10 protein-coding genes are annotated in these 16,095 nt (G+C 47.4%); 5 read left to right on the top strand and 5 right to left on the bottom strand.

Annotation, left to right across the window (positions count from 1 at the left end; all coding sequences use genetic code 11):
* The first annotated feature begins 18 nt into the window (after window positions 1-18).
* The 3 genes from GP475_RS04680 to GP475_RS04690 are packed head-to-tail and all read left to right on the top strand — an operon-like array spanning window position 19 to window position 5,535.
* Complete coding sequence (locus tag GP475_RS04680) at window positions 19-1,275, top strand: glycosyltransferase (RefSeq protein WP_187975474.1); 1,257 nt, start codon at window positions 19-21, stop codon at window positions 1,273-1,275.
* A 15-nt stretch (window positions 1,276-1,290) separates the two neighbouring features.
* The gene (gene wzy / locus GP475_RS04685; RefSeq protein ID WP_394367410.1) at window positions 1,291-4,203 is read left to right on the top strand and encodes an O-antigen polysaccharide polymerase Wzy; all 2,913 of its coding nucleotides are present in this window, start codon (window positions 1,291-1,293) and stop codon (window positions 4,201-4,203) included.
* Entirely contained in the window at window positions 4,204-5,535 is a 1,332-nt protein-coding gene (locus tag GP475_RS04690) for a hypothetical protein (RefSeq protein WP_187975476.1), read from the top strand. It abuts the gene before it with no gap.
* A 99-nt stretch (window positions 5,536-5,634) separates the two neighbouring features.
* Here GP475_RS04690 and GP475_RS04695 read toward each other — a convergent pair whose 3' ends face one another.
* From GP475_RS04695 to GP475_RS04705, 3 genes are all read right to left on the bottom strand, one after another.
* A complete protein-coding gene (locus tag GP475_RS04695; protein ID WP_187975477.1) occupies window positions 5,635-9,381 on the bottom strand; it encodes a multifunctional oxoglutarate decarboxylase/oxoglutarate dehydrogenase thiamine pyrophosphate-binding subunit/dihydrolipoyllysine-residue succinyltransferase subunit in 3,747 nt (1,248 codons plus the stop codon).
* A 147-nt stretch (window positions 9,382-9,528) separates the two neighbouring features.
* Window positions 9,529-10,368 carry a hypothetical protein gene (locus tag GP475_RS04700; RefSeq protein WP_187975478.1) on the bottom strand — a complete coding sequence of 280 codons (840 nt, stop codon included), beginning with the start codon at window positions 10,366-10,368 and terminating at the stop codon, window positions 9,529-9,531.
* 48 nt (window positions 10,369-10,416) lie between these two features.
* On the bottom strand, window positions 10,417-11,232 hold the full coding sequence (locus GP475_RS04705) for a shikimate 5-dehydrogenase (protein ID WP_187975479.1): 816 nt from the start codon (window positions 11,230-11,232) through the stop codon (window positions 10,417-10,419).
* Window positions 11,233-11,374: 142 nt separating this feature from the next.
* Here GP475_RS04705 and GP475_RS04710 point away from each other — a divergent pair, with 142 nt between their 5' ends.
* The gene (locus tag GP475_RS04710) at window positions 11,375-11,974 is read left to right on the top strand and encodes a hypothetical protein (protein WP_187975480.1); all 600 of its coding nucleotides are present in this window, start codon (window positions 11,375-11,377) and stop codon (window positions 11,972-11,974) included.
* 7 nt (window positions 11,975-11,981) lie between these two features.
* Here GP475_RS04710 and GP475_RS04715 read toward each other — a convergent pair whose 3' ends face one another.
* Window positions 11,982-12,518, bottom strand: a complete 537-nt coding sequence (locus tag GP475_RS04715; RefSeq protein WP_224399962.1) for a hypothetical protein — start codon at window positions 12,516-12,518, stop codon at window positions 11,982-11,984.
* 67 nt (window positions 12,519-12,585) lie between these two features.
* Window positions 12,586-13,983: an amino acid permease gene (locus tag GP475_RS04720; RefSeq protein ID WP_262485237.1), complete on the bottom strand. Its 1,398-nt coding sequence runs from the start codon at window positions 13,981-13,983 to the stop codon at window positions 12,586-12,588.
* 132 nt (window positions 13,984-14,115) lie between these two features.
* Between GP475_RS04720 and GP475_RS04725 the strand changes: the two genes are divergently transcribed.
* A complete protein-coding gene (locus GP475_RS04725) occupies window positions 14,116-16,044 on the top strand; it encodes a DEAD/DEAH box helicase (protein ID WP_187975481.1) in 1,929 nt (642 codons plus the stop codon).
* Window positions 16,045-16,095 lie beyond the last annotated feature (51 nt).

Raw genomic sequence — 16,095 nt, forward strand, 5'->3', positions numbered from 1 at the left:
ATGAGAAAAATGATCATATTGGCAAACGCCTTTCCTTATGGAACATGGGAACCTTATCTGGCTACTGAACTGCGCTATTTGGTTCGTAAATATGATATCTATATCTATTCACTGATGCTCCGAAAAGAGCAACTCCGAACGTGCAGAACTATAGATCCTGGAATAAAGGTCGGCAAAATATTTCAGCGACATCCTGCCGTATATTTTTTGTGGATAATCAGGGTCCTTTTAGATGTACACTTTTATGAAGAAGTGATATATCTTTCACATGCCGGTAATCTCAATATGACCACGGTAAAGAACCTGTGTAAATTTCTGTCACGGGCACATTATGAAAAGCATCAGATTCTCAAAGATGTAAAAAAATCATGGCATCCAACTATTGATGAAGAATTAGTAATATATGCATATCGATCAGAATATCAACCATACGTCGCTAGAATGGTGGCAAACAAGTTTCCGAATAATAATATAAAAGTAATTTCCAGGGCGCATAGCAAAGATCTATATGAATATCGAAATCCAAAAAATTATTTGCCATGTCGTAAATTAACCTTTCAATCCGTAGATAGAGTATATTGCGTGTCAGACCACGGCTACCAATATTTGACCAATCGATTTTCGAAACACAAGAATAAATTTGTCGTAAGCCGTTTAGGGGTGAATAGGTCAGGTTATAATAATAGCCGATCCAGATCTAAAAACAGTCAACTCAAGATAGCCACATGTTCAGCACTGATTCCGGAAAAAAGAATTGAATTATTAGTTCAAGCATTAAAGCTTATTAAAAATATTGATATTGATTGCACTATTTTTGGTAGCGGTCCAGAAGCCCGAAATATCATAGCTGAAGTATCCCTATTGGGAAAAAATATTAATGTCCATGTTATGGGGAATACTGCTTGGGAAAAGATAATGAAATGGTATTCATCGGAAAGTTGTGACTTATTGGTCAATGTATCTACAATAGAAGGTGTTCCGGTTTCAATTATGGAGGCATTGAGTTTTGGGGTACCGGTTATGGCGACTGCTGTGGGCGGGAATGTAGAGATTGTAAATGATGATAACGGAATTTTGCTTCCAGCTAATCCAGGTCCTTCCCTAATAGCCGATGCATTAGAGAAATTTGCGTCATTAAATCATAAGGGAAAGGATTCTTACAGACGCAACGCTCTTAATTCCTGGGAAAAAAATTGGAATGCCGAGGTCAATTACTCAAAGTTTATATTAAATATTGAGGAATTGTTCGTGCAATCTCCGGGCATTTCAGTTTAACTGAGTGGGTAAAATATGGTTTGCTATCTAAAACTATCTAATAAAGTTGATTTGCCATTGCGTATACGGCTAATTGCTTTTATAGTGGCATTCTCCGTCCTATTTTTATTTTTAGCGTTCAACAGTGATGCGTTAATATTTGGTTTTGTGCTGGCCATATGGATTTCCTGGCTTGGGTATCTTATTAGTCTTGGTAAATCGGGTATGGTCTCTGTAATTTTCTACCTGTTTTTTGGCGCAGTATTATTGGGTAGGGAAACTATAGATCTTACCTTTAACTTACGTATAAATGATTTTCCTCAGCATGTAAATAAATGGGTTTATGTTGAGCTTGCAAGTTGCTTAATTGCGATGATTTTTTCCTACTCAATTTTGCAATACGCTGGTAAGGAAAAGCGAAAAGGTGGAAATTGTTATCATATAGTCCATGATTTCTTACGCTTCCGCAATAGAGATTTTGCAAGGTTTGAATTAAATTTAGGAAGGCTGAAGTATTTGTATCAGCTTGATATTAGATCATCCTTAGTTTATCTCTTTATTTTTTTGTTGATGGTATCCTACCTTAAAAAGAGTTATGAAATTAGCTATGTTTTACAAAATGGATACCTATCATTATATACGGAGTTTGCAAAGTCCTCCGCGGATCAACCTTGGCTGATTCTATTGACAAAATGTGAACAGATGTTGCAGCTAAGCTTCAGCAGTATTCTAGCGTTTAGCAAAGTCAATAAGAAATCTCTCTTATTAATTGGTGGTTATGTAATTTACTTAGCGTTAACCTTGTTAACGGGACAAAGGTTTAATGCGACTGTTGGGCTACTAATTCTAGTAATATTTTTTATATTGAAGTGTAACCATGTAATCATCAAATTTTTCCAACAGCGGACTTTTACTGCATGCTCACTGCTTGTGCTGGGGATTATTTCAGCTATACTGATCTTGGAGTTTGTTGAACACTCTAGGGGAACAGGACGTGATACCTTCACCTCACCTGTCCTAAATTTATTGTATCAGCAGGGTGTTTCTATTATGGTACTGAAGCGTGAGCTTTTGTATCATGACCATTTAAACCAGGATATCTATTATTCACTTTCATTTTTATACTATGGAATTTTTGCCCGGTTTCGTGGAATTCCAGTCCTGCATGGTAATACTGTAGAAAACGCTCTTAATGGCGCCAGCCTAAGCAGAGCGTTGACGTATGCCTTGGATAAACCTTTATATTTACGTGGGGGTGGCTACGGAAGCTCTTTTATAGCCGAAGCACATGCTGATTTTGGGCTAATTGGAGTCATAATCATCGCGTTTCTCTATGGAGCCTTATTATATTGGTTGGATGGTATAGGATGTTCGGCCCGGCAGGATATCCTACGTTATCTTTTAATTCCTCTAATTATCTGGGCCCCTCGAGGTGAAGCGACAGGATTCGTGACTACCTTATTTCAACCCGCGAATTTGCTTTTCATCGCGTTATTATTAGCTTTCGCTTTGGTGTCTAAGGTATCGCAATGGTTCACTTCGTTCATAGGTGCCACTATGAAAAAGCTACTTCTCTCAGTGGCTGTGAATTTTATCAGTTTGGTCACTATGGGATTGCTAACACTGGTACTCCCCGGAATTCTCGGGCATACGGAGTATTCATGGTGGCAGGTATATGTCATGTGGTCAATATATGGCGGTTATCTAACACTTGGCCTGACTGATGGAGCTTATCTTATGTACGGCGGTTTTTCCCAGGAGAACGTTCCTTCAAAGCTTATCAGTGTTCAACTGAAATCTCTTATTGGCTTCCACCTCATATTTTCGATTTTTGCTATTGCGATTATGATCTGGTGGAAGCCGTTAGATACGTGGTATTGGCTGGTTATATGTGTCGTATTTTCAAATTTATTTTATGTACCCAGATTGTTACTTACGGCAATGATGCAAACTACATCCAGTATTGTCGACTTTTCTAAAATTATTATCCTTGAAAAATTGGTTTACTTATTTGGGGCCGCGGCAATCCTAACTACGGGATATCGCGGGTTTATTGGCATAATATTTATGGACCTATTCTCGAAAGCAGTGGGCTTTAGTTATTCTCTTTATCTTTCTAAAGAGTTCCTATCTTGGTCTGATGTTTCTTTTAGTGAATTGAAAAGCGAGATATTCAAGTCCATGAGCATTGGCCTGTATGTGGTAGTAGCTAATTTCTGTTCATTATTAATCAATGGCATTGTTCGCATGGTGATTCATTATCACTGGGGGTTAGCAGCGTTTGGATATATTTCTTTTTCATTTACTATCGCGAATTTAGTTATTACTTTCGGCCAGGCAATATCAATTGTTATTTTCCCTTATCTTAAACGGTTTGATATTGAGAGTTATAGTCTTATCTATAATAAAATATCCGCTCCTTTGACTTTATTCCTTACCCTTTCGCTGCTTTGCTATTTCCCCTTGTCTTTATTTATTGGTTTGTATTTGCCGGAATATAAGTTTCCCGTTATAGTTTTAGGAATTCTTTTCCCAATGATGTTGTTTGAGGCTAGATACCGAGTCTTAGATATGACTTATTTAAAGGCTCTCAGGATGGAGAGATTTCTTATGGTTAATAATATTTTATCGGTTCTTATAGCATTGGCATTATCAACGTCTATCGCCTATTACTTTAATAATATAGTTTATACCGTCTTGGTGATTACAATAGTTACCGCCTGGCGTTGTCTTAGTTCGGAAATCGCTTTGAGGAGTAGGATAGACATTTATCCATACCGGGATTTGTTCATTAGTGTAATTGGATCCTCGCTTATGTGTATTGTGGTTTTGAAATTTCATTTCATTTCGGGTGGACTCCTAATGCTTTTGTATGTTATTGTAGTTCTTTTAATTCGTCCACGTATTGATGTTTCAAGGCCTTTGTTGATTTTTTCAAAAGGTGCTTAAATGTATAGTCAAAATATATCTGAAAATATAGAAGTTGGTAGGGACGTTTCTCCAGATGAAATAATGGCTGGAAGATTTAAATCCACCAAGGTGTGCTTATTTTTCCAATCTCGCTTCAATCGAGTTTTGCTTTTAGGCTTGGTGCTAGTTATTTGTTTATTTGCTTGGTCTACTCGAGGATATCTGTGGGATAAGGTGGGTGAGGTATCTGTTTCCTCGCCTGCGTATCGATCTTTTCTTGGTCGCTGGACTGATGTGGTCGGTGATGATTCGCCTTCTGGAATTAATTTAGGTGATCATAAATTAAAAAATCCGCATTTTGATTCTGTTCAAAATTTTATTGTAGATGGCAATCGGGTTTTTAGCGTTAAAGATTATCACGTGATTTTTAAGGGCTTCATTCTTCCTCCTGTTTCAGCCTCGGACAATCTAGTTAATGTTTTTGACGGCGTGGCAATGTATTCGTCCGGTAATAATGGCTATTTTGTTGACCTCAGTACTCGTAAAGTTTTTGCTTTACCCGAAGGGTTTAAGGCTATTCGTCCCTTGGGAATCTTTAGTAACAATTTAGTTGTAGGAACTGGTCTTGATACAGAGTCCGGATTGACGAAAACTATTGGTTTTGATTCAAATGGAAATATGAAATGGTCACATGATAGTACTTGTAAGGGTGGGATACAAAATGAGTCCCAATTGGTGTTGGTTGAGAATTGCGCTTCTTATGACGGTGAGCATGATAGTCGATTGCTGAGGAGAACTTTAGATGTCAAATCCGGTGTAGTTGCGGAGTTTCAGCTTTCGGCTAATGAATATCTTGACGTTATTGGTGATGATAGATATGTTATCGATGCAGTGTCCGGTGGAATTCGTAGGTTTGATGAGCATATGGCTCTGATTCCGGAAAAGACGGTCTCAACGAAGGCTTTAGGTGGTGCGAAAATTTCCTATAATGGTTATCATGTTATTTTCCGCACGTACGATTTATTTGAACGGACTCGTGGCCTAGAGCGTGTCGATGAAATGATTTCAAATGACCCTTATTCAACCAATACTTTTATGGTCTTGAATGGTGGTATGGCCGTCAGTATTGATTCTGATTTCCAGTGTTCAGATCCAGTCTTTATAGAAAATAATCAAAGATATATTTGTGGATTTGGTGAGCGCAATGGCTTACCGTTTTCCGCTGGGGCATACTCAGTGTATGACACGGAGTCTAGGCAATTGATTAATAGTGGTGTAGCAGAAGGGTTACTTATCCGCTTCAATGGTGGCTTGGCGTCGTTTTTGTTTAGGGAAAACGGTATTGGAAGTCAGTTATTTTTAGTCAGCTAACTCGCCGATTATATAAGAAAGGCTAGTGACTACTCTTTAATTTGCGGTCATTAGCCTTTCTTCTGCTAGGAAAGCTCTGGCATCCCGAGCTTCACGAAGCTATGAAAATGCTTCTTCTAGTAGCTGAGTTTGCTCAGCTTGGTGGACTTTCGCGATACCCGTGGAGGTAGAAGACTGCGAACGTCGAGAGATACGACGCAATGGCAACATATCTGGGATTAGGTTGGGAAGGTGCTCGTTATAGAACGGCCACGGTCCTTGATTGGCCGGTTCATCCTGTACAAAACGAATTTCCTCGGCATTCGGGAAGGCATCGAAGGCTTCCTTGAGGCGGTTGAAAGGAATAGGATGCAGCATCTCTACCCGGATGATAGCAACGTCATCACGCTTATCCTTAGCCCGCTTCTTTTCTAGGTCATAGTAAATCTTGCCGGAGCACAGCATGATGGTCTTTACTTTATCCACGTCGCCAACTACCTCATGGTGAGCGTTGACGAGGCGTGGATCGTTGATGACAGCCTGGAACTTCTTGGTTTCAGTGAAGTCCTCCACGCTGGACACAGCGGCTTTATTACGCAGCATGGACTTTGGAGTAAACACCACCAAGGGGCGACGAAGCCCACCAAGTGCATGACGGCGCAAGAGATGAAAGTGATTAGCAGGGGTGGAGGGCTGAGCTACGGTCATAGAACCTTCAGCGCATAGCTGTAAGAAACGCTCGATTCGGGCTGAAGAGTGGTCCGGCCCTTGGCCCTCATAACCATGAGGTAAGAGCAATATAACCGAGGACAGTTGTCCCCACTTAGCTTCACCGGAAGAGACATATTCATCAATGATGGTCTGCCCACCATTGGCAAAATCACCGAACTGAGCTTCCCACGCCACGACGGCATCAGGGTTTCCTACCGAATAGCCATACTCAAATCCCATACCAGCAAACTCCGTGAGAGCGGAGTTATAGACCAGGAATTTGCCCTCACCCTTGGATTGGGCAAGTTCGTGAAGGGCGTTGAATTCTTCACCAGTCTGGGGGTCATAAACCACAGCGTGTCGTTGAGTAAAGGTGCCGCGCCGGGAATCTTCGCCAGCTAGACGGACAAGTTTTCCAGCGTTAGCCAAGGAACCGAAGGCGATGAGCTCACCCCAGCCCCAATCAATTCCCCCTTCCGTGACTGACGCGAGGCGTTTCTTAGCTACTGGTTTGACTCGCGAGTGGAATTCGAAACCTTCTGGAAGGTTGGAATAAGCATTTCCAATCTCTACCAGTTCTTCTCGAGTGATATTGGTTTCTAAACCATGCGGAAGATCCTGAGAGCTGGTGATGCCCGTTTGCTCCTGGGGACCTTTCTTCTCCGCTTCTTTCACCTCGTTGAAGACGCTTTCCATCTGGTCATGGAAGTCGCGAGCAGCTTTTTCAGCATCCTCATTAGAAAGATCACCGCGTCCAACAAGATCCTCAGTGTAATGAGCACGAACCGATTCACGGTGGTTAATCAATTCATACATCTTTGGCTGAGTCATGGAGGGATCATCAGCTTCGTTATGTCCGCGTCGACGATAACAAACCAGGTCAATGAAGACATCTTTACCGAAGCGACGACGGTACTCAGTAGCTAGCTGGCCTACCCACACTACGGCTTCCGGATCATCACCATTGACGTGGAAGACTGGGCAACCGTAGGCCTTAGCAAGGTCGGTAGCGTAGTGGCAGGACCGTCCGGAATCTGGGGTAGTGGTAAAACCAATCTGGTTGTTGACGACGATGTGTACTGTTCCACCGACCGTGTAACCGCGAAGTTGAGCCAGATTGAGTGTTTCTTGAACTACTCCCAGGCCAGCGAAAGAGGCATCTCCATGCAGCATGAGCGGCATGACGGTGTAGCCTTCTTGACCTTTATCCAGAATGTCTTGGCGAGCACGAGCCAGACCCACCATCACCGGATCAACGGCTTCTAGGTGCGAGGGGTTCGCGGTCAAACTGACTTTAATTTCCCCGTCACCAAACATCTGAATGTGTTGACCTTCAGCGCCAAGGTGATATTTTACGTCGCCCGAACCGCCGGTCTGGGCTTGCTCCATGTTGCCTTCAAACTCGTTGAAGATGGTGGCCAGCGGTTTACCGACGATATTAAAGAGCACGTTGAGGCGCCCGCGGTGCGGCATCCCGATAACTACTTCGTCAAGACCTTGGCCCGCAGCGGTATCAATGGCGGAGTCCATCAGCGGGATGAGAGATTCGGCACCTTCCAGCGAGAAACGCTTTTGGCCAACATACTTGGTCTGGAGGAAGTTCTCAAAGGCCTCGGCTGCATTGAGCTTTTGAAGAATATACTTCTGCTCGGCATTGGTGGGCTTAGGCATCCCAGCTTCTAACCGGTCTTGGAGCCAAAGCCGTTCATCGCGATCCAGAATGTGGGAATATTCGCTTCCTACCTTCAGCGTGTAGGCGGAGCGCAGCCGGCTCAAAACCTCACGCAAAGTCATGGTTTCTTTACCGCCGAATCCACCCACGTTAAAGGTGCGGTCCAGATCCCAGAGACTTAGGCCGTGAGTGGCGATATCGAGATCGCGGTGATCGGGGATCGGAAGCCCTGGCTGATGCCAATTCAATGGGTTGGTGTCAGCAATGAGGTGACCCCGAGAACGATAGGCCTCAATGAGCTGCATGACCCTGGTGTTTTTATCGACACCAGTATTAGGAATGTCCTGAGCCCAACGCATCGGCGTATAAGGAACCTTCATGCATTCGAAGATTTCGTCCCAGAAGGCGTCATCAATGAGCAGTTGGCTCATGGTGCGCAGGAAGTCACCGGATTCGGCACCTTGAATGATGCGGTGGTCATACGTCGAGGTAATAGTGACAAGCTTTCCGACGCCTAGTTCAGCGAGACGGTCAGCAGAGGCACCGGCAAATTCAGCCGGGTAATCCATAGAACCGACACCAATAATCGTGCCCTGTCCCTTGGTAAGTCGGGGAACGGAATGTCGGGTACCTATTCCACCGGGGTTAGTTAGGGAAATAGTGACTCCCTGATAATCCTCCAGTGTGAGTTTTCCTACCCTAGAGCGGTTAACTATGTCTTCATAAGCGTCAACGAATTCAGAGAAATTCTTGGTTTCGCACTCTTTAATAGCGGCGACGACCAAGGCCCGAGTTCCGTCTTTTTGGGGAAGGTCAATTGCTAAACCGAGGTTGATATGCTCCGGCGTAACTACGGTAGGTTTCCCATCAATAACCTCGTAGCGCAGATTCATATCCGGGTGGGCCATAACGGCTTTGACCAGGGCATAACCAATAATATGGGTGAACGAGATTTTGCCGCCGCGGGTGCGCTTGAGTTGGTCATTAATCATGGCCCGGTTTTCAAACATCAACCGGGCAGGCATATCGCGCACTGAAGTAGCCGTCGGAATCTCTAAAGACTCATCCATGTTCTTTGCGATGGCTTTAAAAAGACCCTTGAGCGGTTTCTTTCCAGCCGAGGGCTGTTCCTTAACTTTATTTAACGGAGAATTCTCTCGTTTCTTTTGGGTGGCTTCCTTGCGGGCCTGCTCAACTTCGCGGGGGTTCGGAGCAGCCTGACGCGCCTTCTCAGCTATTTTCTCCGGTGGAGTGTCCTTAGCTTCAACCCCAAGTCCGGCGTCCGCCTTGCTCGTCTTGGCAGACTTGGTGTTCTTCTTAGTTGCTCCGGAAGCCGAAGCAGCGGCTGCGGAATCGGCTAATTTTTCTCCGGACTCGAATAGTTCCCGCCATTCCGGATCAACCGACTTCGGGTCATCCTGGAACTGCTGGTACATCATATCTACCAGCCACTGGTTCTGGCCGAATGTACTCGCGCTGCTCACAGCAGGTGCTCGCCTCACTTCTATAGTTGGTTTTATTGCTGCCACGGAGGTGACAGAAGTCTCTTCCAGGTACAGCGTACGCGTAGGAGTATGTGAGCGACACGTCGAGGGTCACTATTCACCCCCGTGTGTGTAAGATTTCCACTTTTAGTCCGAGATCGCTTTTTCCACGGACTCTAATTCCGGCTCAGTTACCTCCTCTTTTGATGGCGCTGGTTGCTCAAATTGGGCAGGCAGCACCCCGAGAGACTCACGGGAATTTTCAATGAATTTCTTAGCTAAACGGCGGTTGGTAATGAGGCCAATAACTGCACCAATTCCCAGCGGCATGACCTTTGCGATCCACGCCGCGCTCAATCGTTTACGAACCTGTTTTAGTGCGACGCGCAGCAGACGGTTATTAACCGTTTGCACCTTCGGTGCTGAAAGCCGGGCGAGCGAGGCAGCAGAAGGCAAACCGGCGAAGCCAGCAGTATCCCCGATGACCGTATCAACAATCGCGGTTCCTTGAGAACCTAAAAGCGCAAGAAGAATAAGTCCGCGCCGTTTTTCTGCATTGTGGATATCAACGCCGCGGATTTTCGCTGAAGCCATGACGTAGAAGGCTGCGGCATCGAGAAATAACATGGATTCCGCACTAATGGCGATAGCGCCGGTGATAAAACCAATCCCCGGCAGCGCGGCTGCGGCTCCGGCCGTTCCGCCAGAACCAGTGACGAGAGTCAGGAAATGCTTATCCAGCATTTTCTGAAGGTCAGAGGGGGTGGCTTCGGGATGGCGAGACCGCAGAAAATCTACATAGCGATTGATCGAACTGGATTGAATATCGGCTGCTCGATCCAGCGCCTTGATTAAGATTTTCCCAGCCGGACTCGCGTTTTTTTCTAGAGCTGCTGGGTCAGAACCCTGCCCATCAGTAACTGACTCGGGTACGGGCTCTCCAGATTGACGCGATTTCTTGCCGCGGAGCAGGCTTAATAACCCCACTGAATATCCTTCCGGTAGATAATTGAATATTTATAAGAATAGTAGAGTCTAGAGGCCAGTAGATGCGAATTCCTCGGCAGCCTGGATGTGTTCAGGAGAAAGCTCTACCCCGGTATAAAGCCGGAATTGTTCAGCTGCCTGACGAGAAATAACTTCGCCACCAGTAATAACGTGCTTATTTAAAGCTAGGGCGGTGTGGATGAGGGGAGTGTGGACCGGGTCTGCCACCACGTCAAAAACTATGGTGGCTCGGTTGATGTCCTCTTCTGAAAAAGAGTGAAGATCACTTTCTTCGCCGCGCATCCCCAAGGGTGTGACATTGACCAGTAACTCCGTGGCCTCGGGCACGACGGTGGAGTAATCCCAGCCGTACTTGTGAGCAAGACACGAGCCCGTATTGTGATTACGGGCAACGATGGTGCCTTGCATTCCGTGTTGGGCAAGAGCGGCGACGACAGCGTGGGCCATTCCGCCTGATCCGCGAACTGCCGTAGTGAGGCCTGGATCTACCTGGTGTTCGAGGAGGAGTTGGCGTACGGCGATAAAGTCGGTGTTGTACCCGCGGAGGAATCCGTCGTCGTTGACGATAGTGTTGACCGCATTAATGCGTGCAGCAGAGTCGTCGAGATCATCGAGTAACGGAATGACTTCTTGCTTATATGGCATGGAAACTCCGGCTCCCCGAATACCAAGCCCCCGGATACCAGCAACCGCAGCAGTAATATCCTCTGGCGCGAAGGCCTTATAGAGGTAATTGAGACCTAACTCCCGATATAACCAGTTATGGAAACGTACCCCGTGGTTCGAGGGACGGGCGGCAAGAGAAATGCACAATTTGGTATCTCGGTCAATGTGCTGAGTCATACTGTCCACCGTAGAGCATCAGAGGCCCAAGGCTTAAGTCCGCTCTAAGAGCAATCTTTAGCGAAGACAGCTAATCTAGGGGCAATCACTCCGCAATGGTGGATTGTTTTCCGAAAGTGCTCTAAGAAAGGTCCCCCTAGGTATGAGTTTTTTCGAAGATATCGCGGTGGTTTTAGATCAAGAAGGTCTGGAATCTCGTGTCCACGGTGACACTATGCTCATTCCCATCTCATCGGAGATTGAGATCCACCTGGTAGAGATTGATCCGATACTGCCAGCAGCGAACCTCTACATTACAGCTGCGGAAAGTGATGAAGATGAAGAAGGGGATGATGGTTCCCTGGTGGCAGTGGTGTTTAGCGTTGATGATGCTATTCGAGAGATCAGTACTCATGTTGCCACCGATCAAGTAGTCACCATTTTGCGTGATCTTCTCGAAGGCACCGATGAACGAATTGAAGATTTAGAGTTTCTTCATGATGGATTGATTCCGAACCTGGTAGTTGCGGAGGTCGCTGAAAATTCTGAACTCCAGGTGTTGGTTGAAACGGTAGAAGGAATACCCACTGCCACCGTGAGCATGGTCTCTTTCGGTGATCCGGAAGCAGAGGGAGATGACGCTGAGTATGAAGAGATTTTGAGTCTTGGTTCCTTCAGTGACGTTGACCGGCTATTTGATGTTCTTGCATTGGCGGCAGAACGAGCCGATGAGTGGGAAGAGCAGTTAATTCCACTGGACTGAATTTGGTCTAGGCTGCCTCAAGAAAATGGGAAAATAGCGAGGCGGGAGAGTGAACTGGTTCGAAGTTGGCGTCTATGAGCCAGCAATACATGGGGGTATGGCTGTCTGATAGTTCATGGACAGCTTCGGCTCGTCCCGCGCCCACCAGGGCTCGGATCCACCCCTTGGCCAAGGGGTGAGAAACTGCTTGAGCGTCGGGTCTACTCAACCTGAGAACCACGAGGTACGCGGGCACCCTTGCTTCCCCAAATCCGCGGACTCGTGCCCGAGTTTTAGGGCCCACCCGATACCGAGTGACAGTCGCCTGGAGGTCTGGATAGCCACGGGCGGCGAGTTGCAGGATAGGCGGACGCCATAGGGCGGTGGGGCGAGCAAGGGAACGAGGATGCCGAAGGATGGACGTGAATTTTTGGATGACTAATGGAGCAAGATCCGACAATTGCCCAGCTAACTGAAGCGGAGTGCTAGCCCGACAGATATTTTTCTCCTCTCGGTGAAGTTTCTGACGACGATGAGAACGGGAGAGTGAAGAAATAGTTTTCATGGCTGGAACACTACTCAGCCACCCGGACATATGTTCGGAAAAGTCCGCCACTTTTCGAACAAATTTTCTATTTTTGGCTGGGTATGGAACGGTGCCGGAAGAAATAAACCCCCGTCATAATTAGCGTGAATGCCACTCCCACTGCGAGCGCAGAATGATATTCCGGAAGCCACGCCATGATGCCGAAGGTAAAGACAATAAAAGCGATAGCGAAGTATTGGCCGAACGGCCACAGCGGAACTGGGAATTGGAGACGGCGAGCTTCGTCCGACGCCAGCTTGCGTCGAAAACCTACTTGCGACAGCAGAATCATCAACCAGACGAAAATGGTGGCAAATGTAGCAAGAGCAGCAATGATATTGAAAATCTTTTCCGGCAGGACGGCGTTGATGACAACCCCGACAATGAGCACCACGATAAGGGCAGCGGTCGTAAAAACAGGCACGCCCTGACTAGAGGTGGTAGCCATTTTCTGGGGAGCTAATCCTTTTCTCGCCATACCGGTGATGACCCGACCAGCGCCAAAGAGATCGGAATTAATTGCCGACAGGGCGGCGGTAATGACAACGACGTTAAGCAGTGCGGCCGCCCAGTTGACACCTAAAGCCGAGAAGATTTGAACGAAGGGGGACTCTTCGCCGGTGATCGTGCGCCAAGGATTAAGGGCTAGGATCACGAGGATTGCACCCACGTAGAAGAGAAGGATTCGAAAGGGCACTGTGTTAACGGCTTTAGGAATATCGCGTTCGGGGTGCTCAGCCTCAGATCCTGCGACGCCGATGATTTCAGTTCCGCCGAAAGCAAAGAGCACCAAGATAAAAGCAGCGATGATGCCAGGAATGCCGTGGGGGGCAAAGCCGCCGTCATCCCATAGATTTGAGAAACCGGTGGAATGAGGAGTAGCGGTATCAAGACCGAAAATCAGGATGGCGGCACCCGCAATAATCATGGCAATGACCGCCAGGACCTTGACAATTGTGAAAGCAAATTCTAGTTCACCGAACCAGCGAACACTGGTCAAATTCGCCGCGCCAACCACGAGAAGAGTCACTGCTACCCAGACCCATTGTGGAGTGGTGGGAAACCAGAGCCGCAGGTAAATGGCGATGGCGGTAAGATCCGCAAGGCAGACAATGATCATCTCAAAGGCATACATCCAGCCGGTGATGTAGCCGGCCCAATCACCTAAATGTGCCCTGGTATATTCCGCGAAAGAACCACTGACTGGATGGCTTACTGCCATTTCTCCTAAGGCACGGAGCATGAAATACACCACAGCTCCGCCTAAGAGGTAGACCAAGAGTACCGCCGGGCCAGCGGCTTGGATAGCCCCGGCAGAACCATAGAATAAACCGGTGCCGATGGCTGATCCCAGGGCAATAAAATGAATATGCCTGGCTTTTAGGCCATGAAGTTTGGGCTGTGGCAGGGTGGGGGAGGGCGAACTTGAGGGGGAAACGTTCACGGAGATATTCCTCTCGACCGCGGCATAAGTCTAATTTTGCAGTTTTTAAGATTACTCGCTGACTTACCGCAAATAATGAAGCGTACCGGCTAAATGGAGTTTTTGCCGTGGGTAGCGTAATCTGAGCGGGCAATGAGCATAACCGATAACGCCACCGGCGGCATGGATGAGCCGGATACTGAATTTTCGTCGGACTCTCAGGACAACTCGCAGGGTGATGCCCACCGGCAGGTCACCGGGGATGCGAAAGATTCTGGGACCGAATTCCCCGTAACTGATAACCCTGAAACCTCTGAATTGGCTGACACTCCCGACACTGAGGATGGCTTTGCCGGTTTAGGTTTACCTGAGGATGTGCTGACTGCGGTCCGCCGTGTCGGTTTTGAAACACCCTCTCCGATCCAAAGCGAAACTATTCCACTACTGATGCGCGGAATCGACGTGGTGGGATTAGCCCAAACAGGTACTGGAAAGACCGCGGCCTTTGCCCTGCCTATTTTGGCGCGTATTGATAAGGATGAACGTAGTCCCCAAGCCTTGGTTCTAGCTCCAACGCGTGAGCTTGCCCTGCAGGTGGCTGACTCTTTCCAGTCTTTTGCAGATCACTTGGGTCGGATTCATGTGCTTCCGATTTACGGAGGACAGGCCTATGGGATTCAACTTTCTGGTCTTCGTCGTGGAGCACAAATTATTGTTGGTACCCCCGGCCGCGTCATTGATCACTTAGAAAAGGGATCCCTGGATATTTCATCCTTGAAATTCCTGGTACTGGATGAAGCGGATGAAATGTTGCAAATGGGGTTCCAGGAGGACGTCGAACGGATCCTCGCTGACACCCCAGAGGACAAACAGGTCGCGTTGTTCTCTGCCACTATGCCGAATAGTATTCGCCGAATCTCGCAGCAGTATTTGCAGGATCCGGAAGAGATTTCGGTGCGTTCTGAAACCCGAACCAACACCAATATCACTCAGCGGTATCTGCATACGGCGCATCGCAACAAGCTAGATGCTTTGACTCGTATCCTTGAGGTAACTGAGTTTGAAGCGATGATTGTCTTTGTTCGCACCAAATTCGAGACTGAAGAATTAGCCGAGAAGCTGCGCGCACGCGGCTTTAATGCGGCTGCGATTAACGGAGATATTCCGCAAGTCCAGCGGGAACGAACAGTTGATCAGCTCAAAGATGGTCGTCTGGACATTCTGGTCGCTACCGATGTCGCAGCCCGAGGCTTGGATGTGGACCGAATCAGCCACGTGTTGAACTACGACATTCCACACGACACCGAAAGTTATGTGCACCGAATTGGGCGAACTGGGCGAGCCGGGCGCAGCGGGGAAGCAATACTTTTTGTGACGCCGCGAGAACGCCGTATGTTGCGCTCTATTGAGCGTGCCACTAATGCTGAGCTGGTGGAGATGGATTTGCCGACGGTTGACGAGGTCAACGCTACTCGGAAGGCGAAATTCGCTGATTCCATCACGGAATCTTTAGAAGATGCGCAGTTGGATCTGTTTCGTGGGTTAATTAAGCACTATGCCGAAGAACATGATGTCCCCTTGGAGGATGTTGCTGCTGCTTTGGCAACCCAAACTCAGGCTGGAGACGAGTTCTTAATGAAAGAACCTCCGCCGGAAAAGCAGCGTGATCGAGGGCGTAACCGGGATAGAGGGCGAGATTTCCGTCGTGAAGGAAGTCGTGATCGAGGTGAGCGCCACCAAAACTACGATCTTTATCGTTTAGATGTGGGGCGATGCCATCGAGTCAGGCCGGGAGCAATTGTGGGGGCCTTGGCTAATGAAGGTGGGCTCAACTCCAAAGACTTCGGCCGGATCACCATAGGCGCAGAACACAGTCTGGTGGAATTGCCTAAGAAACTCCCGAAGGATTTCTTTGATCGGCTCCGAGAAACCAGGATTTCTGGGCAGCTCATCAAGATCGAGCGTGATCATGGACGACCCCCTCGACGCAACGTAGATCGTCGAGGAGGACGACGAGATTCTTCTCGACAAGGACAACGTAGAGGAGACCGCGGAGATCGACGCCGTCAGTGGCGCAGCTAGCCGATCATGAAGAAAAGGGTGGTGTCTCGTAGCGAAAAAAAACGAGACACC

Origin of the sequence: Corynebacterium poyangense (genome assembly GCF_014522205.1) — a bacterium.
Classification (GTDB): domain Bacteria; phylum Actinomycetota; class Actinomycetes; order Mycobacteriales; family Mycobacteriaceae; genus Corynebacterium; species Corynebacterium poyangense.

What these genes read in the sequence shown, in the direction of transcription:
- GP475_RS04725 (WP_187975481.1), top strand. Translation starts at nt 14,116, where the DNA reads ATGAGCATAACCGATAACGCCACCGGCGGCATGGATGAGCCGGATACT.
- GP475_RS04690 (WP_187975476.1), top strand. Translation starts at nt 4,204, where the DNA reads ATGTATAGTCAAAATATATCTGAAAATATAGAAGTTGGTAGGGACGTT.
- GP475_RS04715 (WP_224399962.1), bottom strand. Translation starts at nt 12,518, where the DNA reads ATGAAAACTATTTCTTCACTCTCCCGTTCTCATCGTCGTCAGAAACTT.
- wzy (WP_394367410.1), top strand. Translation starts at nt 1,291, where the DNA reads ATGGTTTGCTATCTAAAACTATCTAATAAAGTTGATTTGCCATTGCGT.
- GP475_RS04705 (WP_187975479.1), bottom strand. Translation starts at nt 11,232, where the DNA reads ATGACTCAGCACATTGACCGAGATACCAAATTGTGCATTTCTCTTGCC.
- GP475_RS04710 (WP_187975480.1), top strand. Translation starts at nt 11,375, where the DNA reads ATGAGTTTTTTCGAAGATATCGCGGTGGTTTTAGATCAAGAAGGTCTG.